Origin of the sequence: Gemmiger sp. An194 (assembly GCF_002160145.1) — a bacterium.
In the GTDB taxonomy this organism is placed as follows: domain Bacteria; phylum Bacillota; class Clostridia; order Oscillospirales; family Ruminococcaceae; genus Allofournierella.
Window position 1 is genome coordinate 19,283 of record NZ_NFKA01000009.1, and the last position, 19,511, is coordinate 38,793.

Genomic DNA, 19,511 nt, shown 5'->3' on the forward strand with positions numbered 1-19,511 from the left:
GGGCCCGTTTGCAGTATCTTTATCCTTATTTTCCGGTCTGATAGGCAGCAGAAATGGTCTCCAGCGTCTGGCGCAGCTGCTCGCGGGCCGCCGCGGGGGAGAGCAGCTCCACCCGGCCGCCGAAGCCGCACAGCCAGCCGAAGAAGGGCGGGCTGACCACCACGTCCGCATACAGGGTGAACCAGCCGTCCGGCTGGGGCAGGATGGTCACGCCGGTGCCGAACCGGTCCAGCATGGGGCCGATGACGCTGTTGTCGCACCGCAGCTCCACCCGGCTCACCGGGCCGCCGAACATGCCGAACATGGGCTTTGCGTAGTCGCGCATCTTCTGGGGGTCAAACTCCTCCCGGCCCAGGCGGGGCTGGTCCAGCGTGGTGATGGAGGTCATCTTGTCCACCCGGTAGTGGCGCATGCCCTTGCCCTCTTCGAAGGCCACCAGGTAGTAGTTCTCCTCCTCCCAGAGCAGGGCCCAGGGGCTTACCTGATAAGCCCCGCCGCCCCGGCGGGCCACCTTCTTTTTGTCCAGGTTCCACTCCTGGTACACAAAACGGACCTGCCGGTCCGAGGCGATGGCCCGGTGCAGCGCATCCACGTTGTAATAGATGCTCTCGTTCATGCTCTTCACCCGGCTGGAGGCGAACACCTGTCGCTGCAGCTCGCTTGCCTCCCACTGGCTGGCAAACTGGCTCAGTGCGCGGATCAGCTGGTCGCTCTTTTTGCGGGTGATGAAGCGGGAGGCCTGCACCGAGTCGGCCAGCAGCTTGAGTTCAGGCAGCTGGAAGGGCCGGCTGGCCAGATAATAGCCGCCGCCCCGGCCCCGGTGCTGCACGATGTCGTAGCCCAGGGCCCGCAGGGTGGCAATGTCGTCATAGACGCTTTTGCGCTCGGCTGCTACCCCCTCAGCGGACAGCAGCTCCAGAATGCGGGGCACGTTGATCAGATGTTCTTCATCGGTGTGGCGGGCAAGAATGCGCAGCAGCCATACCAGCTTGCCCTTCTGACCTTCGCTGCGAGGCATGCCTCACTCCTCCTTTTCCTTCTTGTCAAAGGCGGCCCTGGCCCGGGTGGACTGGCGGAACATCTCCTCCAGCGCGGCCCGGTCCCCCTGCTGCAGATAGCCCTTCAGGGCCTGCAGCCGGGCGCTGAAGCCGTCGATCTCGTCGATCAGGTTTTCCCGGTTCCACAAAAACAGTTCGGCCCACATGGTCTCGTTGATGCGGGCGATGCGGGTCAGGTCCCGGAAGGAATCGCCGGTGTACTCAGCAAACCGCTCGGCCCCCGGCGCACACATCAGGCTCACCGCGATGGCGTGGGTAAGCTGACTCACATAGCCGATCATCCGGTCATGCTCGGCGCAGCTGAGCACCCGGATGTGGGCAAAGCCCAGCGCCTGGCCCAGCTGCCGGGCAAACTCCACCCCCTCGGGGGTGTTGCGCTCGGTGGGTGTAATGAGGAAATTGGCGGGGGAGAAGTCCACCAGATGGGCATTCTCCACGCCGCTGACCTCCTTGCCCGCCATGGGGTGACTGGCGATAAACTCCACCCCTTCGGGCAGAGCCGCCTGCACGGTCTCCACCAGGCCCGCCTTCACGCCGGACACATCGGTGCAGAGGCAGCCCGGGCGCAGCAGCGCCCCGTACCGGGCCACCCAGCCTTCCAGCGCGGTGGGGTAGAGGGCAAAGATCACCCGGTCCGCCGCACGCACCAGCTCTTCAAAATTTTCGGTTGCGCCATCCCGGATGTAGCCCTTATCCTGGGCAAACCGGATGGCTTCGGGGTTCGTGTCGATGGCGTAAACCTCCCCGAACCCCGCACGGGTCAGGCCCCGGGCATAGCTGCCGCCCAGCAGGCCCAGGCCCACAATGAGAAAACGGTCGTCCTTATTCATCCCGCACCTCGATCTGCGCGCCTGTACGCTCTAATACCCGGAAAAAGTCCGGCCAGCTCTTGGCCACCGCGCCCGCGTCCCGGATGGTCACCGGCACCCCGGCGCAGAGGCCCGCCATGGCAAGACTCATCACCACCCGGTGGTCATTGTGGCTGTCCAGCTCCGCCGGGGCGTACAGCGCCGCCGGGCGGATGGTCACAGTGTCCTGAGTGCTTTCAATGTCCGCGCCGAATTTGCGCAGCTCCTCTTCCATGGCGGCGATGCGGTCGCTTTCCTTGATGCGCAGCCGCCCGGCGTTGATGATTTTGGTTTCTCCTTCGCAGAAGAGGGCCAGCGTCATCAGGATGGGGCCCAGGTCCGGGCAGTCGGCCAGGTCGATAATCGTGCCGGAGAGGGGAGCCTTTTCAAAGGTCACGCTGCTGCCATCCCGTACAAAGCGGGCGCCGCAGCGCTCCAGAATGGGCAGAATGGCCCCGTCACCCTGCAAAGAGTCCGGGCGCAAGTCCTCAATGGTGATGCCGCCCAGCACTGCGCCCAGTACAGCGAAGAAGGCCGCCTGGCTGTAGTCGCCCTCCACTCGGTAGTCCCGGCCGCAGCCGCACTGGCCGCCGGGGATCAGCAGCTTCATCCGGCTCTCATCCGCCCAGTCCACCTGCACGCCGAAATCCCGCAGGGCAGCCAGCGTCAGCTCCACATAGCTGCGGCTCTCGAAGGGCGGGGTGATGGTGAGGGCGCTGTCCCCCTGCAGCAGGGGCAGGGCAAACAGCAGTCCGCTGATGAACTGGCTGGACACATCCCCCGGAATGGTGTAGTCGCCGGAGGCGAGAGGCCCGCGGATGGCAAGGCCCCCTTCGCTCTGGTCAAATTCCAGGCCCTGGGCCCGGAACAGCTTCTCGTATACGCCCATGGGCCGCTGCAGCAGCCGTCCCCGGCCGGAAAATTCCACCCGCCGGCCGCACAGGCTGAACACCGGGATCAGAAAGCGCAGGGTGCTGCCGCTCTCGCAGCAGTCCACCGGGCCGTCCGGGCAGGCCACGCTGCCGCTGCCGGTGATCTGCGCCCAGCCTTTGCCCCGCTCCACCTGCGCGCCCAGCCGGGCGGCGGCGGTGAGGGTGGCGTCCACGTCCTGGCTGAATTCCAGGTTCTCCACCCGGGAGCATCCCCGGGCCAGCGCAGCGCAGAGCACCGCCCGGTGGGCCATGCTCTTGGAGGGCGGCGCGGTGATCCGGCCGCCGATGGCGGCCGGGGCTTGGATATGGGCGATCATGGGAGTTCCTCCTTTTGGGTCTGCTCAGTCAAGGGGCTGACGCACGCCCCGGCCCAGCACCTGGGCGATCTGGCGGCACTGGTCGATGGTCTCGCGGAACTTGTCCGGCTTGAGGGTCTGGGCGCCATCGCTCCAGGCGTGCTCGGGATCGGTGTGTACCTCGATGATCAGGCCGTCGGCACCGGCGGCCACGGCGGCCCGGCTCATGCTCTCCACCAGACGCCAGTCGCCGGTGGCGTGGCTGGGGTCGATGATGATGGGCAGATGGGTCTTCTGCTTGATGATGGGCACAACGGAAAGGTCCAGCGTGTTGCGGGTGTACTTCTCGAAGGTGCGGATGCCGCGCTCGCAGAAGATCACGTTCTCGTTGCCGCCGGCCATGATGTACTCGGCGCTCATGATCCACTCCTCGATGGTGTTGGCAAGGCCGCGCTTGAGCAGCACCGGCTTTTTCATCTTGCCCACTGCCTTCAGCAGCTGGAAGTTCTGCATGTTGCGGGCGCCGATCTGCACCACATCCACGTATTCCTCGAACTCGTCGATCTTGTCCTCGCTCATCAGCTCGCTCACGATGGGCAGGCCGGTGGCCTCGCGGGCCTTCACCATGGCCAGGATGCCCTCGGTGCCCAGGCCCTGGAAGGCGTAGGGGGAGGTGCGGGGCTTGTAGGCGCCGCCGCGCAGCATGCAGCCGCCCGCTGCCTTCACGGCCTGCGCGATCTTCATGGTGGACTCGTCGCCCTCCACACTGCAGGGGCCGCCGATGACCACCAGCGGCTCGTTGCCGCCGATCTTGATGCCGTTCACATCCACAATGGTGTCGGCCTCGTGGAACAGGCGGTTGGCCTTCTTGTAGGGAGCGGACACACGGGTCACGCTGTCCACCCAGGGGTTGGCGGCAACGACCTTCTCGTTGATCTTGGTGGTGTCGCCCACCAGACCGAACACGTTGTAGTCGGTACCGCGGATCAGAGTGACCTCCAGACCCTGGCTCTCGAATTCGGAAATGATCTTCTGCAGCTCCTCCTGAGGAGTGCCGCGTTTGGTGGAGATAATCATACGCTGTTTCTTTCCCTTTCCCTATGTTTTATTTTCCTGTGGCTGGTTATTGCTTGTTTTTCTGAACGGTCTCGATGAGAAAATCCACCGCGTTCAGGTAGCCCTGCAGGCCCTGGCCGATGAAATGGCCCTGGCAGGCCATGCCCGCGTAGCTGATCTGGCGGAAGGGCTCCCGCTTGGTCACATCGGTGATGTGCACCTCCGCCGCGGGCAGTGCCACCGCCTTCAGCGCGTCCAGAATGGCCACGCTGGTGTGGGTGTAGGCACCCGGGTTGATGACGATGCCGTCGCAGTCAAAGCGGGCCTCCTGGATGGCGTCCACCAGATCGCCCTCGTGGTTGGACTGGTAAAAGCGCACCTCCACGCCCAGCTCGTCGCATTTTTTCTGAATCAGCTCCAGCAGGCCCTGGTAGTCCACCGTGCCGTACAGGCCCGGTTCCCGCACGCCCAGCAGATTAAGATTCGGCCCGTTCAATACCAAAAGCTTCATACAATGCCTCCTGCGCGGCCTTTGTGGCCCTGCTGAAGGGCTCGCCGCTGTTTTTCACGCAAAGGTCCGCTGCCGCCTCATAGAGGGGCCGGCGCTCGGCCTCCATCTGTTTCAGTCCCTCCATGCTGGTGGAGAGGGGGCGGTTTCCGCCCACCTTCAGCAGCTCCACCGGCCGGTCGATGAACACAATCACGCCGTTCTGGTGCAGCGCCCGCACGTTTTCCGGCCGTTTGACCACGCCGCCACCGCAGCTGATGATCTGGCCGCTGCCCATACCGAAGCGGGCCGCGGTCTTGGTCTCCAGCGCGCGGAAGCCCTCCTCGCCCCGCTCCTCAAAGATCTGGGGGATGGTCTTGCCCGCCGCCTTTTCGATCTCGGCGTCCAGGTCCACAAAGGGCCGGTTCAGGGCCTTGGCCAGCTGACGGCCGATGGTGGTCTTGCCGCAGCTGGGCATGCCCACCAGGCAGATGTTCAGCCGCTGGGCCCGGATGCGGCGCACAATGGGCTGGATCTTCGACGAGGGGATGCGCCGCCCGGTGAACTGCCGGGCCGCGTACAGCGCCTGAGCCACCAGCATTTCCAGGCCGCTGGCGCAGGGGATGCCCGCCTCCTCGGCCCGCAGGATCAGCTCGGTTTTGAAGGGGTTGTAGACCACGTCCAGCACCGCCTCCAGCCGGGGCAGGCCCGCGGGCTGGATGTGGCACTCGCCCGCATTCGGGTACATGCCCGCCGGGCTGGTGTTGATGAGAATCTGCACCTGGCTCCGGGCCTGGGCCTGCTCGTAGGTGAGCGCGCCGTCCTTTCCGGTGCGGCTGGCAAACAGAATCTCCGCCGCGCCCTGGTCCTTCGCCACCGCATGTACGGTGCGGCTGGTGCCGCCGGTGCCCAGAATCAGCACACTTTTGCCCTTGAAATCCACCCCGTGCTGGTTGGCCAGGTACAAAAAGCCGTCGTAGTCGGTGTTGTAGCCGTGGAGAATGCCGTCCCGGTTCACCACCGTGTTCACCGCACCGATGGCCTTGGCCCGGGGCTCCAACCAGGCGCAGTAGGGGATGACCAGCTGTTTATAGGGGATGGTCACATTGATGGCCTTGAAGGCCTTTTTCTGCAAAAATTCCCGGGCCTGCTGCTCGGTGGGCAGGCTGCACAGCTCATAACGGTAACCGCACAGTGCCTCATGGATGGCCTTGGAGTAGCTGTGGCCCAGCTTTGCGCCAATCAGTCCGTATTCCATGGTGCTTCCTCCTCTGCCTGCCACAGCGGGCCCCAGCGCTGGGTGAGCAGGTCCGCCAGCCCGAAGGCCACCGCCGCCGTCTGCACAATGGCGGCCCGATGGGCGATGCAGGGGTCGTGACGGCCCTGAATCTGCAGCTCAGCGGGCTGCAGGGTGCTCATGTCCACCGTCTGCTGAGGCTTATAGATGCTGGGGGTGGGTTTTACGGCGGTGCGCACCACCAGAGGCATGCCATTGGTGATGCCGCCGTTGATGCCGCCGTTGTTGTTGGTCGTGGTAATGACCCGGCCGTTCTTCACGGTCATCGGGTCGTTGGCCTGGCTGCCCCGCAGCCCGGCCATGGCAAAGCCCGCGCCGAACTCCACGCCCTTCACCGCGGGAATGCTGAACAGCAGGTGGGCCAGCTGGCTTTCCACGCTGTCAAAAAACGGTTCACCCGCGCCCGCGGGCAGGCCGGTGACCGCCGTTTCCAGCACGCCGCCCACGCTGTCGCCCTCAGAGGCGGCAGCCCGGATAGCCTGCTGCATGGCTTCGCCCGCGGCCTCGCTCAGCACCGGCAGGCCGGTGCAGGTGTCCAGTGCCTCCAGCTGGGCGTTCAGCTTCTCTTCCTCCAGAGCAAAGGCCTCATCCTCCACGCCCGCAATGCGCACCGCATGGGTGGCCACCCGGATGCCTTTGGCCAGCAGCATGCTCTGGCACAGCGCACCCGCCGCGCACAGTGCGGCGGTGATGCGGCCGGAAAAATGCCCGCCGCCCCGGAAGTCCTCAAAGCCGCCGTATTTCACATGGGCGGTGTAGTCCGCATGGCCCGGGCGGCACAGGCCCAGGGTCTTGGCGTAATCACCCGAGCGGGTGTTGGTGTTCTCGATCACCATGGTGATGGCGGTGCCGGTGGTGCGGCCGTTGTACACGCCGCTCAGAAAGCGCACCTTGTCCGCCTCGATGCGGCTGGTGGACAGGCCGCCCTTTTTCGCCCGCCGTTTTTCCATCTGGGCGGCGATGAATTCCTCATCCACCGGCACGCCCGCGGCCAGGCCGTCCAGCACCGCGCCGATGGCCGCGCCGTGGCTCTCGCCGAAGATGGTCAGCGCCAGTGCGCTGCCGTATGTGTTTTTCACCCAATCACTTCCCCATCAGGATCGCGTTCAGCCCGTCCGCATCCAGCTTGTCCAGCCGCCAGCAGCCCAGGCCGGGCACCTTCACCACCGTGATGCGCCCGTCGCGGAATTTTTTGTCGTGGAGCATATAGGCCCACACCTTTTCCTTGTTGTAAGCAGTGCGGGCGGGCAGGCCCAGCTTGCGGTAGACCGCCCGCACCCGCTTGGCCAGCTGCCGGTCCTCAATCATGGGCAGCAGGCCCAGCGCCACGCACTCGCCGTGGTACAGGCCATTGGTCCGGCGGCCGGTGATTCCCTTCACCGCCTCGATGCCGTGGCCCAGAGTGTGGCCCAGGTTCAGAATGGCCCGCATGCCCTTTTCGGTCTCGTCCTTTTCCACCACCTGCTTTTTGATGAGCAGGCTGCGGTAGATGATGGTCTCGATCTCCGCGTCCACATCCAGCTTTTCAAACATCTCGAACAGCTCGGCGTCGCTGGTCAGGCTCATCTTCACCGCCTCGGCCAGACCGTTGACGAAGTGGCGGCGGGGCAGGGTGGACAGGGTATCCGGGTCCACTACCACCAGACGGGGCTGCCAGAAGGCGCCCACAATGTTTTTCGCCGCGCCCAGGTCCACGGCTACCTTGCCGCCGATGGAGGAGTCGATCTGGGAGAGGGTGGTGGTGGGGCAGTTGATGAAATCCACGCCGCGCATGTAGGTGGCGGCCACAAAGCCCGCCAGATCGCCCACAACGCCGCCGCCCACGGCCACCACCAGGTCGCCCCGATCAAAGCCCAGCTCCAGCATCCGGCACAGCAGTTTCTCGTATACCTTCAGGCACTTGCTGCCTTCGCCCTGGGGCACGGTTTCAATGTGGCCCTCCCGGCACTGGGCGCGCACGATCTCGGCGTATTCGGCGGGCACGCCGCTGTCGGTCACAATGAGTACCCTCCGGTTCAGATTGGCCAGAAGGCCCAGGTTGTGCAGCGCGCCGCGCTTCAGGATAATGTCGTAGCTGCGCTCGCCCAGCCGCATGGTCAGTTTCATTCCGTTGGTACTCCTTGTCTGCTCGTTGCTCATTTTGTGTAGACCCCCAATACCCGCAGTGTGTTGCAAATCTGCCCCAGCGCCTCCAGCAGGGTCTTGCTCGCCTGCTCGCCGGGCTGGCCTTCCAGTTCCACGTAAAAATAGTATTCAAAGGGTACGCCGGGCATTGGCCGGCTTTTGATGCATTCCATATTGAACCCGGCCGCGCCGATGGCCTGGATCACCCGGGCCAGCTGCCCGGCCTTGTGATCCACCGTGAACAGCAGGCTGAACCGGTCGCCGCCGGTGGGCTTTTCCCGGGTAATGACGATGAACCGGGTGGTGTTGTCGCCGTCCGAGTTGATGCCCGCCGCCAGCACCTGCAGACCGTAAAGCTCGGCGGTCTCGGCGCTGGCGATGGCCGCCAGGGTCAGATCACCGCTCTCGGCCACCTGCTTGGCCGCCACCGCGGTGTTCAGGCACTCGGAGGAGGCAAGGCCCAGGCTGTTCAAAAACCGGGCGCTCTGGGCAATGGCCTGGGGGTGGCTGACCACCCGGCGGATGTCCGCCAGCCTTGCCCCGGGCAGGGCCAGCAGGTTCTGGCGCACCGGCAGGTCGTAGACCTTGCACACGTGCAGCTCCGGATAGGCAAAGCAGAGATCCAGCACGGCGGACACATCCCCCGCGTTGCTGTTTTCAAAGGGCAGCACACCATAGGCCGCCTCACCGCTCTGCACCGCATCGAACACCGCCGCCCAGGTGGGGTAGCTTTTTGCCCCCGCCTTGGGGAACAGCCGCCGCAGTGCGATATGGGAAAACGCGCCCTCCACGCCCTGGTAGGCCACCATGCTGCGGCCCAGCACCTCCATCTGATACTGGGCGGCCAGCTGCCGCCCGGTCTGCCAGAAGGCCCGGTAATACTTCTCCAGCGCCGGGTCCTCTTTGACCGCCTCGGCCAGCAGTTCCGGGTTTGGCGCGTCGCTGCCAAAGACCGGCTGTGCCTTACCCTGCTCCCGGGCCTCAAGAGCCGCCAGCTCCATCCGGCGGCAAAACAGCCGGGCCAGCTGGCGATCCAGCTCCTCAGCGGATTGTGTGATGCTCTGTTCCGGTTCCATGCAACGCCCTCCTGCCGCATTAATGTGATAAAGTATACCATAGACCGGGCCGCGGCACAACCGCTCCCGGCGCTTTTTTCGGTCCGGTTCGGCTTTTTTCGCCCTTTCTCAGCCCTTGGGCGGGTCCTTCTGCCGCTCCCGGGCCCGGCGGGCCAGCTCCTCAAAGCTGCGCTCGCTGGTGTAAAACCGCCGGTAGGGGTTTTCCAGCGGAGGACGGGGCGGGGGAGCCGCCTTCTTTTTGCCCGCAAGCCGGCCGGTCAGTCGGGCCCACAGCCTTTTCATCGGGCGGTTGCTCCGGCGGTGAGGGTATCAAACAGGGCATCGGCTGCGGCCAGCTCTCCCTCCTCATCCTCGGCATTGCTCCGGTGAGCCACCACAAAGCGGCTCATGTATTCCTGGCCGGATAACTTTTCGCCCGTTATGGTGGTATATTCACCCAGGTCCAGCGACGCCAGCACCGGGCAGTCGCTCCAGTTGTACCATTCCACACCGTCCAGCGGGGCCTCCTCATCGGGCACGGTGCCGTCCGCCCGGGCCAGCACGCGGTAGGCATTCTGGAAGTCCTCGGGCTCGTCCAGCAGGAAGATATATGCATCGCCGGCGGCAAGGTCCGCGGTGAGCACAGTGGACTGGGCCATCTGAACGTAGGTATCGGTCACATCATTCATGGCCGCGCCCACATCCTGGGAGGTGCTGCCGCTGGTATCCGGCTCCTTCATGCTCACCTGATAGGCGCGAATCTGGGCCAGCTTCTGACCGTCCCCGTTGGCGTCCTCCACCACACCGGCCAGCGCCTGCTCCAGCGACTCCTGCAGCTCGGTGGGCAATGCCTGCGGACTGACCAGCGCAATCTGCTCGTCCGGATGAACGGTGGTGACTGCTCCCCAGACATAATAGATCACAATCGCCGCCAGCACCGCCACCACCGCCAGAATCTTCCAGTTGTAGTGCCACCAGTTGGCCACCTTCTGCTTTTTGGTGTATTCAATGGGTTCGTCCGGCTTCATATCCTCCGGGTCGATGTTCAGGGTATAACGTGCACTTGCCATCGCTTTACGCCTCCATTTTGTCATTCAGGGCCGCACCGATCAGGGCGGCGGCCTGCTGGGGCAGCTCCTTCAGCTGCTCCCGGGTCATTGCACCGATTTCAATGGCGGGCAGGATCTGGATGGTCACATGGGTGGGCTTCATCCAGCCGCCGTTGTTCTCCATGATGTCCCGGCTGTTGTGGATGGCCAGGGGCACCAGCGGTGCGCCGGTCTTGGTGGCGATGCGGAAGGCTCCGCCCTTGAATTCCAGCAGGCTACCCTCCTCGCCCTTGTTGCGGGTGCCCTCCGGGAAGATGATCACGGAATAACCCTTTTTCACGTTGGCGATGGCCTCATTCAGCGCCTCCATGGCCTTGCGGGGGTCCTCCCGGTCCAGGAAGACGCAGTGCAGAAGCCGCATCCAGCCCCGCACCAGAGGGATCTTTGCCACTTCTTTTTTCGAGACCAGAGCATGGGGCTTGTCCAGCTGGGTGAGCACCAGCGGGATATCGTAATAGCTGCGGTGGTTGCCCACGAAGACGCAGGGCCGGCCTTCGGGGATGTTCTCCTTGCCGGTGACGGTGACGGTGACCCCGGCCAGTCGCAGCAGCTTGCCCGCCCAGTCCGGCACCCAGCGGTCGGCCAGTGCGTCGGCGGTGGCCCAGTCGCCCGCCTCCAGGGCCTTCAGGCCCCGTCGAAGAAGGGGCAGCTTAAAGAGCAGATACAACCAGAAATAAATAAACCAAACAATGGTGCGCATAGCAGTTCTCCTTGCAGTTTCGGGCAGCCCGCCGGGCCGCGTCATTACCGCTTATTGTACCATAACTGGCCCAAAAGAAAAAGCGCGCCACCCCATTCTTTGCACAAACATCACAAAACGCCTCTCCGGACGGAGAGGCGTTTGGAAGAATATTGGATGTTTTTCCAGTTTACCGGCCATACAGCTCGGTGAGGGCCGCAATGCGCCCGGCCAGCTGCGGGGTGAGGGCGCTTTGCCCCACCCGCCACTGCCAGTTTCCCCAGGGGCGGCTGGGCACGTTCATCCGCGCCTCGCCGCCCAGGCCCAGCCAGTCCTGCATGGGTACGATGGCGGTATTGCTCACGCTGGCCAGCGCCGCCCGGATAAAGCTCTCCACCAGCGGCTCGTCTACCGCGTGCAGATAGGCCCGCGCCCGGGCCACATCCTCCGGATGGGCTTCGGTTTCCCAGGCGGCGGTGGTGGTATTGTCGTGGGTGCCGGTGTAGACCACCGAGTTCTGCAGGTAGTTGTGGGGCAGATAGTCCCCGGCCTCCCGCCGGTCGAAGGCAAATTGCAGCACCTTCATACCCGGGTAGCCGCTGCCCTCCAGCAGTTCCTTCACCTGGGGGGTCAGATAGCCCAGATCCTCGGCGATGATCTGCGCGCCGGGCATGGCTGCGTGGATGGCCCCGATAAAATCCATCCCCGGGCCAGGCTGCCAGCTGCCGTTCTGGGCGGTGGTGTCCTGTGCCGGAATGGAATAATAGCTCTCAAAGCCCCGGAAGTGGTCGATGCGCACCACATCGTAGATGGTAAGCGCATGACGCAGCCGGCGCAGCCACCAGGCATAGCCGGTGGCCTTGTGATACGGCCAGTCATAGAGCGGATTGCCCCAGAGCTGGCCGTCCGCGGCGAAGGCGTCCGGCGGGCAGCCCGCCACCCGGGTGAGCCGCCGGTCCCCATCGGTCTGGAACAGCTCAGGCGCAGCCCAGATATCCGAGGAGTCCGGCGAAACGTAGATGGGAATATCGCCGATGATCTGCACGCCCTTCTGATGGGCATACGCCAGCAGTTCATCCCACTGACGATAAAACAGATACTGGATCTTCCGCCAGTAATCCACCCGGCCGGCCAGCCGCTGCCGGGCCTTTGCCAGCGCGTCGGGGCGGCGCAGCCGCACCTCGTCCGGCCAGTGGTACCAGCTCTGCTGGTCGTTTTCTTCTTTCAGCGCCATGAAGAGGGCATAGTCCTCCAGCCAGGCGCTCTGCTCCTGCTGCCAGGCGGCAAAGTCCTCATCGTCGTCCGGCAGCCGGTCCGCTGCCTTTTGCAGCAGAGTGTGACGGCTGGCATACAGTGCGCCGTAGTCCACCCGGGCCGGGTCATCGCCCCAGTCCGCTTCGGCCTCTTCCTCGGTGAGCAGGCCCTGCCGGATGAGGATGCCCGGGTCGATGAAATAGGGATTCGCCGCAAAGGCGGAAAAGCTCTGGTAGGGGCTGTCGCCGTAGCCGGTAGGGCCCACCGGCAGGATCTGCCAATGGGTCTGGCCCGCGGCGGCAAGAAAATCCACGAACCGCCGGGCCTCTTCGCCCAGTGTGCCGATGCCCCAGGGGCCCGGCAGGCTGGAAACCGGCAGCAGGATACCGCTTGCACGCTTCAACACGATCGCTCCTTTCGCTGTGTCAGCCCTTGACCGCACCGGCTGCCACACCCTTGATGATGTGCTTCTGGCAGGCCAGGTAGAACAGGATGATGGGTACGATGGCCAGCACCAGCATGGCCATCATGGCGCCCCAGTCCACCGAACCGTAGCCGCCCTTCAGGTACTGGATGGCGATGGGGATGGTCTTGTACTTGCGCAGATCCAGCACCAGGCTGGGCAGCAGGTAGTCGTTCCAGATCCACATGGTCTCCAGAATACCCACGCTCACCAGAGTGGGCTTGAGCATGGCCAGTACCACACGGAAGAAGGTCTGCAGGGGGTTGCAGCCGTCGATCATGGCGGCCTCCTCCACCTCGATGGGCACGCTGCGCATGAAGCCGGTGAACATGAACACCGCCAGCCCCGCGCCGAAGCCCAGGTAGATCAGGATGATGCCCACCGGGTTGCCCAGGCGCATGGAGTCGCTGATCTTGGACAGGGGATACATGACCATCTGGAAGGGAACCACCATGGAGATAAGGCAGAGCATGTAGATGGCCTTGGTGTACCAGGTGTGGACCCGGCTGATGTACCAGGCGCACATGGAGGTGCACAGCAGAATCACCAGCACGCTGGCCACCGTGATGAACAGGCTGTAGCCGAAGGCGCTGAAGAAGCCGGTCTTGCGCAGGCCCTCCACGTAGTTTTCCAGCCCCACGAAGGTCTTTTCATCCGGCAGCGAAAAGGGCATCCGGTTGATGTAGGCCTTTTTCTTGAAGCTGTTCATGAAGATCATCAGGATGGGCGAGATGTAAACAAGACTTACGACGGAAAAAACCAGGGTATAGAGCCATCCGAATTTCGACTTGTCGTTCATTACTGCTGCACCTCCTTTGCTCGGGTCAGGCGGTTCTGGGCCAGTGCCAGGATCGCCACCAGAATGGTAAAGATCACAGCCTTGGCCTGGCCGACGCCCTCCCAGCCGTTGCGGCCGTAGAAGGTGTTCACGATGTTCAGCGCCAGCATCTCGGTCATATCCGAGGGCTGGCCGTTGGTGAGGGCCAGGTTCTGGTCATACAGCTTGAATCCGTTGGTCAGGGTCAGGAAGGTGCAGATGGTGATGGAGGGCATGCTCATGGGCAGGGTGATGCGCCACAGGCACTGGCGGGAGTTGGCGCCGTCGATGCGGGCCGCCTCGTACAGATCGCCCGGAATGCTCTGCAGCCCGGCGATGTAGATGATCATCATGTAGCCCACCTGCTGCCAGCACATCAGGATGACCAGGCCCCAGAATCCATAGGAGGCGCTGTAAGTAAGGGTGCGGCCGAACAGGCCGAAAATGCCGTTCAGAATCAGCTGCCAGGTATAGCCCAGCACGATACCGCCAATCAGGTTGGGCATGAAGAACACGCCGCGGAAGATGTTGGTGCCCTTAAAGCTTTTGGTGAGCAGCAGCGCCACCGCGAAGGCCAGCACATTGATCAGGATCACCGTGACCACCGTGAACAGGGCAGTGAACCACAGCGAATGCAGGAAGGTGGGATCGGACCAGATACGTCCGTAGTTTTTCAGACCCACGAACCGGGCATCCGCAATGGTGGTGAATTCACAGAACGAAAGATAGACACCCTCGATGAAGGGGGCGATAAAGCCGATGACAAAAGCCAGCAGGGTGGGCAGCGCGAAGATGGGGAAGTATTTTTTGACCGCGCGTTCCATAAACAGTTTCCCTCCTTATTGTGATGGGTGAAGGTCGGATCGGGCCCGTCTGGGGCCGTCATGCCCGCCGGTCCGCCCCCCGCAGGGGCGGTGCCGCGCCGGCCGGGGGCAGACCGGCAGGTATGCGCAACAAACCGGGAAAGGGGCGGGCAGAACCTGCCCGCCCCTTCGGTTTTACAAACGATATTCAGGGAATGAATGCTCAGCCGTTGGCTGCTGCGTACTCGGTGGCCCAGCCGTCCACAAAGGCGGTCTGCACGCCGCTCCAGTCGCCGGTGCCCTGAGCGTACTCCAGCAGAGCAGCGCCCACGCCGTTCTTCCACTCTTCGGAGGGCATGGTGGTGAAGCACCAGTCCACAGTCTTGTGACCGGCGGCCACGTCCTCGTTGGCGGCCAGAACCAGCGGGTTCTCAGGCAGGTATTCATCGGTGAAGCCGGTGAACGGGCAGACAAAACCCATGTCCTTCATACCGGTCTTGCCGGTCTCGCTGGTGATGCACCATTCCACAAAGTCGATGGTGGCCTGGATGTCTTCCTCGCTGGCCTTGGCGTTGATGCACCAGTAGTTCTCGGAACCGGTGCACAAGCCCTGGTTCTCTTCGCCCTCAGCGCCGATGTAGATGGGCATCATACCCATATCCTCGTCGGCCACTTCGTAGCCGGTCACCTGGCCGTAGCCCCAGGTGCCGTTCTGGTAGAATACGGCTTCGCCCATGGCGAACTCGGCGGCTGCGTCGTCACCGGTCTTGGAGCCGATCATAGCGGGCTCGCAGGTGGCGTTGTTGATGTACAGATCCCAGACATTCTTGTAGTTGTCCAGGTAGGTGCCCTTGATGGCCTCGGTGGAGGTGATGCCGTCGGCCTGGTATTCGTAGTAAACGGGCAGGTTGGCCAGATGGGTCTTGAAGCGCCAGTCGGAAGAGGAGTCCATGCCGGCGCTGGTGAAGGCGGCAAAGCCCAGGTCATCCTTATGGGCGGTGATATCCTCGGCCACAGCCTTCAGGGTATCGAAGTTGTTGATCTCGGCAGCATCCTCGATCACCGCGTAATCCTTCGCGATGTACTCGTTCAGCAGAGCCTTGTTGTAGATCAGGCCGTAGGTCTCGATCACGTAGGCCACGCCGGCGACCTTGTCGCCATCCTTCAGGGCGAAGGAATCGCTGGTCAGCTGCTTGTACAGCTCGGTGTCGGACAGGTCATAGCAGTAGTCCTTCCAGGCGGCCAGGCCAACGGGGCCGTTCACCTGGAACAGAGTGGGGGCGTCGGTCTTGGCCATATCGGCCTTCAGGGTGGACTCATAGGTACCGGAGGCAGCGGTGACCACGTCCACGGGAACGCCGGTCTCCTCGGTGTACTTGGCTGCCAGCTCCACCCACTGGTCGGCCTGTTCGGGCTTGAAGTTCAGGTAATAGACCCTACCGCCGGAAGCGTTTCCGGTGGTGGAGGCTGCACCGGTGGAGGTGCTGCCGCTGGTTTGAGAGGTGGTCGTTCCGGAGCCGCCGCAGGCCACAAAGCTCAGCGCCATGGCCGCTGCAAGCACAAGTGCAAGTGCCTTTTTCATAATGTGTTTCTCCTTTTTTGATGTTAGATGGTTGACGATTGAAGGGCGGGCCATTCCCGCCCGGAATACAAATTTATCTGCGCTCGGCCACCGATTCACCGAACACCAGCTCCGCCTCCAGCATCCGGGTGCGGGCGGGCTGATTTTTCTCGATGCAGCCCAGCAGCAGCTCCACGCTGGTCTGGGCAATGCGATCGGAGGGCTGCCGCATGGTGCACAGCCGCGGGGTGTAGAAGTTTGCCAGCTCCACCCCGTCGAAGCCGATCACCGACACATCCTCCGGCACCCGCAGCCCATGGTCACGCAGCGCCCGGATGGCGCCGATGGCGGTGGTGTCGCTCATGGCGAACACCGCCTGGGGTTTCTGTCCCTCCTTCAGCCAGGCATCCATGGCCTGGTAGGCGGCTTCAAAGCTGAAGCTGGTCCGCAGATAGCGGCGGGGCGCCAATTCCATGCCGTGTGCGGTGAAGCTGTCGTTGCAGCCCTGCAGGCGCTTATAGCTGGGGTTGCTGTGAGCGGGGTCCGCACCCAGGATCAGAATGTCCCTGTGGCCGTTGGCCAGCAGATGGTCGATGGCCGCCGCGCCTGCCTTGCGGTCATCCACGCCCACCATGGAGAGATTGGGGAAGTCCAGCTCCTCGCTGACCACCGTGGCCAGCACACAGGGCAGGTGAATATCCGCAAAGCCCTTGCGGAAGTGTTCTGCACTGCCTCCCAGAAAGATGATTCCTCTGGGTTTTAACTCCCGGCTCAGCTGCCGGGCCAGCACCACCTCGTCGCCGTCCTCGTCCAGATACTGGACCACGCCGTCGTACCCGTCCCGGCTCACCAGCTGCTGCAGCTGAACCAGCATGCCGGCAAAGAACATGTTGGCGGTGCTTTTGACCACAAACACGATGCTTTTTGCCTCGGTCTGCTTGAGCTTGCGGGCGTTGGCATTGGGCACAAAGCCCCGGGCCTCCACAATCTGACGGATGCGGGTCTTGGCCTCCTCACTCACGTCCGGATGGTCGTTCAGCGCGCGGGAGACGGTACTGATGGCATAGCCGCTTTCCCGGGCAATGTCCTTGATGGTCATGCGCGCCGTCCTCCTCCGCAATTACTCGAAACGTTGCCGGAAACGTTTCCGACGCTTATATTATATGCTCGTTTTTTTGTGCTTTCAATGGTTTTTCGTTACTTTCATCGATATATGCACCAGTTTGTTGAAAGTTTTGTGCGCTTTGTATGTATTTTCCCAAAAATTCCCGGAAACGTTTCCGAACATTTCACACAAACAGCTCTGTCTCTGTTTGTAATCCGGCGAAAAATATGATACAAATAAAGGCAGAAGAATCAGGGCGCAGGTGCGCCCGCATGCACAATAAAAAGGAGCGATGATTCACCATGGGTCTTTTCCACCCCAACTATAACGCCCCCGGTCCCGGTGTTCGCAAGGACGAGCCCCGCAAAAAGGGTGCGGCCCGCTTTTTTGAAATCCTGGGCCGCGATTCCGGCGACCTGTTCAAAGCCAACCTGCTGTGCACGATCTGCTTTGTACCCGCCGTGGCACTGATCTTCCTGGGTATTCTGGGTCAGGCGGTGCTGGTATCAGCCGCGGGCGGTATTCTGGGCGGCATCCTGCTGGGCCCCTGCTACGCCGGCCTGCACGACACCATCCTGCGCGCTTTGCGGGATGAGCCGGGCTACTGGTGGCATACCTACAAAAAAGCCTTCCGCCACAACTGGAAGCAAAGCCTGATTCCGGGCGCTATCCTCGGCTTTCTTCTGGCCAGCCAGCTCTTTATGAGCTACTTTTTGCTCCTGGGCGGGCAGCTCGATGTGGCCAGCGCCGTGCTGATCTGCATGAGCGTACTGCTCACCGCCATGATCTTCCCCTTCCTGTTCAGCCAGCTGGTGCTGATGGAGCTGTCGCTGCCTCAGCTGTTCCGAAACAGCCTGTTCCTGGCCCTTTCCCACGCGCCCCGCAGCATCTGCGCCGCACTGGTTCAGATCGTCTACTGGGTGCTCATTCTCTCGTTCCTGCCTTACACCGCCCTGTGGGTGCTGCTGTTCGGCTTTGCCCTGATCGAGTTGATCACACTGATGATCATTTACCCGGTGCTGGACAAATGCTTCAATCTGGAGGAGCGCTTCCGCCAGCAGCAGGCCCAGCGCGACGCGGAAAACCGCGGAGAATAATCATATCCCTGAAAAGCCCCGATCGTTTTGATCGGGGCTTTTTTCTCTTCCGGACACCCCCTTGCAAACAATTTGCCGCTGTGATACAATAAAGCAAATTTCCGGGTCAATTCGCCCCGCATCAGGAGAATCTGTCTATGAACCGTCCCATCTAAACATATCTCACAGGCGTAACGGCCGCTTTGTGCAACTGTGCAAAGCGGTGTTTGCTGTGCGGTATTTTCAGACAAAGGACGGTTTTTTGTTATTATGAAAAGCAAACGGAACATCCGGCTGATGTATGCCATTGCCCTGTTGCAGGGCATGGCGTTCTACGGGCCGATCGCCACCCTGTACCGTCAGGCGGCGGGGGTGAGCGTTTTTCAGATCACCCTGATCGAGAGCATCTCGCTGGCGCTGGCGCTGGCGCTGGAGGTGCCCTGGGGCATTCTGGCCGACCGGATCGGCTATCGCCGGTCCATGATCGTATGCTGCGGGCTGTATTTTCTTTCCAAAATCGTGTTCTGGCAGGCCAGTGGCTTCGGCGGTTTTCTGGCCGAGCGGCTGATGCTCAGCGTGGTCTGCGCCGGGCTTTCCGGCCTGGATGTAAGCATCCTGTATCTTTCCTGCCCGGAAGAGGAAAGTCACCGGGTCTTCGGCATCTACAACAATCTGGGCATGGCCGGGCTGTTGACTGCCAGCGCCGTATATGCAGTGTTCGTGGGCGAAAATTACCGGCTGGCGGGCCTGCTCACCGTGTTCAGCTACGGAGCCGCGGCGGTGCTGGCGCTCTTTCTGCGGGAGGTGCATCCCAGCCAGGCGAGAACCGCCAGCCACCAGCTGGCGGATTTCGCCGCGCTGCTGAAACAGCTGGCACGCAGCCCCCGGCTGCTGCTTCTGGTGCTGGCGGCGGCATTTCTGAACGAGGCGCACCAGACCATCACCACCTTTTTGAATCAGGTGCAATATACCAGGGCCGGACTTTCGGCCAGCGCCATCGCCGTGGTCTATGTGGTCATGACGCTGCTGGGCCTGTGCGGCGGGTTTTCCGCCCGGCTCACCGGCTGGCTGGGGGAGCGGCGCACCGGCGGGCTTCTGCTGGGCCTGGCGGCTGCCGCCTGCCTGGCGCTGACGCTGACGCAGGGACCACTGGTTTCGGTGGCGGCAATTTTACTGCTGCGGGTCTGCCACAGCCTGTTCACCCCCTTGCAGACCACGCTGCAGAACCGGCAGGTGACCACCGGCGACCGGGCCACCGCGCTGAGCCTGAATGCACTGCTCATGGACACGGTGGCCGTGTTCACCAATCTGGTATTCGGCCGGGCAGCGGATGTATTTCTGCCACTGGCCATGGGCTTCGGTTTCGCGCTCTGCTTCGCCGGACTGGTGCTGTATCTGGCCAGCAGCCGCCCGAAAACCGGCAGTCTCCAATAATCAAAAAACAACCGCCCGCGCGGGATTCCGGCATAAACCGGGCCCGCGCGGGCGGTT

The 19,511-nt window shown here is 62.9% G+C and carries 19 protein-coding genes; 2 read left to right on the forward strand and 17 right to left on the reverse strand.

All coding sequences use genetic code 11. The features are described 5' to 3' along the window. Positions 1-25: 25 nt before the first annotated feature. From B5F28_RS07345 to B5F28_RS07420, 17 genes are all read right to left on the reverse strand, one after another. Positions 26-1,018 (reverse strand): helix-turn-helix transcriptional regulator, encoded by a 993-nt coding sequence (locus B5F28_RS07345; RefSeq protein ID WP_087294813.1) that lies wholly within the window; start codon positions 1,016-1,018, stop codon positions 26-28. A 3-nt stretch (positions 1,019-1,021) separates the two neighbouring features. Further along, entirely contained in the window at positions 1,022-1,888 is an 867-nt protein-coding gene (locus B5F28_RS07350) for a prephenate dehydrogenase (RefSeq protein WP_087294817.1), read from the reverse strand. Then, entirely contained in the window at positions 1,881-3,155 is a 1,275-nt protein-coding gene (gene aroA / locus B5F28_RS07355) for a 3-phosphoshikimate 1-carboxyvinyltransferase (RefSeq protein WP_087294819.1), read from the reverse strand. The genes B5F28_RS07350 and aroA overlap by 8 nt, the downstream gene beginning before the upstream one ends. Before the next feature lie 24 nt (positions 3,156-3,179). Beyond that, a complete protein-coding gene (gene aroF, locus B5F28_RS07360; protein WP_087294821.1) occupies positions 3,180-4,211 on the reverse strand; it encodes a 3-deoxy-7-phosphoheptulonate synthase in 1,032 nt (343 codons plus the stop codon). Between the two features lie 46 nt (positions 4,212-4,257). Then, positions 4,258-4,701 carry a type II 3-dehydroquinate dehydratase gene (gene aroQ / locus B5F28_RS07365; RefSeq protein ID WP_087294823.1) on the reverse strand — a complete coding sequence of 148 codons (444 nt, stop codon included), beginning with the start codon at positions 4,699-4,701 and terminating at the stop codon, positions 4,258-4,260. After that, on the reverse strand, positions 4,667-5,935 hold the full coding sequence (locus tag B5F28_RS07370) for a shikimate kinase (protein ID WP_087294824.1): 1,269 nt from the start codon (positions 5,933-5,935) through the stop codon (positions 4,667-4,669). Before B5F28_RS07370 ends, aroQ begins: the two co-directional genes overlap by 35 nt. Continuing rightward, positions 5,920-7,053 carry a chorismate synthase gene (aroC, locus tag B5F28_RS07375; RefSeq protein ID WP_087294826.1) on the reverse strand — a complete coding sequence of 378 codons (1,134 nt, stop codon included), beginning with the start codon at positions 7,051-7,053 and terminating at the stop codon, positions 5,920-5,922. The genes B5F28_RS07370 and aroC overlap by 16 nt, the downstream gene beginning before the upstream one ends. A gap of 4 nt (positions 7,054-7,057) precedes the next feature. Next, positions 7,058-8,080 carry a 3-dehydroquinate synthase gene (locus B5F28_RS07380; protein WP_087294828.1) on the reverse strand — a complete coding sequence of 341 codons (1,023 nt, stop codon included), beginning with the start codon at positions 8,078-8,080 and terminating at the stop codon, positions 7,058-7,060. Between the two features lie 29 nt (positions 8,081-8,109). Beyond that, a complete protein-coding gene (locus tag B5F28_RS07385; RefSeq protein WP_087294830.1) occupies positions 8,110-9,174 on the reverse strand; it encodes a prephenate dehydratase domain-containing protein in 1,065 nt (354 codons plus the stop codon). Positions 9,175-9,282: 108 nt separating this feature from the next. Next, positions 9,283-9,456 carry a hypothetical protein gene (locus B5F28_RS14715; protein ID WP_158097546.1) on the reverse strand — a complete coding sequence of 58 codons (174 nt, stop codon included), beginning with the start codon at positions 9,454-9,456 and terminating at the stop codon, positions 9,283-9,285. Continuing rightward, on the reverse strand, positions 9,453-10,223 hold the full coding sequence (locus B5F28_RS07390; RefSeq protein WP_087294834.1) for a hypothetical protein: 771 nt from the start codon (positions 10,221-10,223) through the stop codon (positions 9,453-9,455). The genes B5F28_RS14715 and B5F28_RS07390 overlap by 4 nt, the downstream gene beginning before the upstream one ends. A gap of 4 nt (positions 10,224-10,227) precedes the next feature. Further along, on the reverse strand, positions 10,228-10,962 hold the full coding sequence (locus tag B5F28_RS07395) for a lysophospholipid acyltransferase family protein (RefSeq protein ID WP_087294836.1): 735 nt from the start codon (positions 10,960-10,962) through the stop codon (positions 10,228-10,230). A gap of 169 nt (positions 10,963-11,131) precedes the next feature. After that, positions 11,132-12,598 (reverse strand): 4-alpha-glucanotransferase, encoded by a 1,467-nt coding sequence (malQ, locus tag B5F28_RS07400; RefSeq protein WP_087294838.1) that lies wholly within the window; start codon positions 12,596-12,598, stop codon positions 11,132-11,134. Between the two features lie 22 nt (positions 12,599-12,620). Further along, entirely contained in the window at positions 12,621-13,457 is an 837-nt protein-coding gene (locus tag B5F28_RS07405; RefSeq protein ID WP_087294840.1) for a carbohydrate ABC transporter permease, read from the reverse strand. Next, positions 13,457-14,299 carry a carbohydrate ABC transporter permease gene (locus B5F28_RS07410; protein ID WP_087294842.1) on the reverse strand — a complete coding sequence of 281 codons (843 nt, stop codon included), beginning with the start codon at positions 14,297-14,299 and terminating at the stop codon, positions 13,457-13,459. The genes B5F28_RS07405 and B5F28_RS07410 overlap by 1 nt, the downstream gene beginning before the upstream one ends. Before the next feature lie 202 nt (positions 14,300-14,501). Then, on the reverse strand, positions 14,502-15,860 hold the full coding sequence (locus B5F28_RS07415) for an ABC transporter substrate-binding protein (protein WP_087294844.1): 1,359 nt from the start codon (positions 15,858-15,860) through the stop codon (positions 14,502-14,504). Between the two features lie 73 nt (positions 15,861-15,933). Continuing rightward, positions 15,934-16,938 carry a LacI family DNA-binding transcriptional regulator gene (locus tag B5F28_RS07420; protein WP_087294846.1) on the reverse strand — a complete coding sequence of 335 codons (1,005 nt, stop codon included), beginning with the start codon at positions 16,936-16,938 and terminating at the stop codon, positions 15,934-15,936. Positions 16,939-17,246: 308 nt separating this feature from the next. On the opposite strand from B5F28_RS07420, the gene B5F28_RS07425 reads away from it, so the two are divergent. Both B5F28_RS07425 and B5F28_RS07430 read left to right on the forward strand, forming a co-directional pair. Next, positions 17,247-18,041 (forward strand): DUF624 domain-containing protein, encoded by a 795-nt coding sequence (locus B5F28_RS07425; protein WP_087294848.1) that lies wholly within the window; start codon positions 17,247-17,249, stop codon positions 18,039-18,041. A gap of 249 nt (positions 18,042-18,290) precedes the next feature. After that, positions 18,291-19,454 carry an MFS transporter gene (locus B5F28_RS07430; RefSeq protein ID WP_087294850.1) on the forward strand — a complete coding sequence of 388 codons (1,164 nt, stop codon included), beginning with the start codon at positions 18,291-18,293 and terminating at the stop codon, positions 19,452-19,454. The last annotated feature ends 57 nt before the right edge of the window (positions 19,455-19,511 follow it).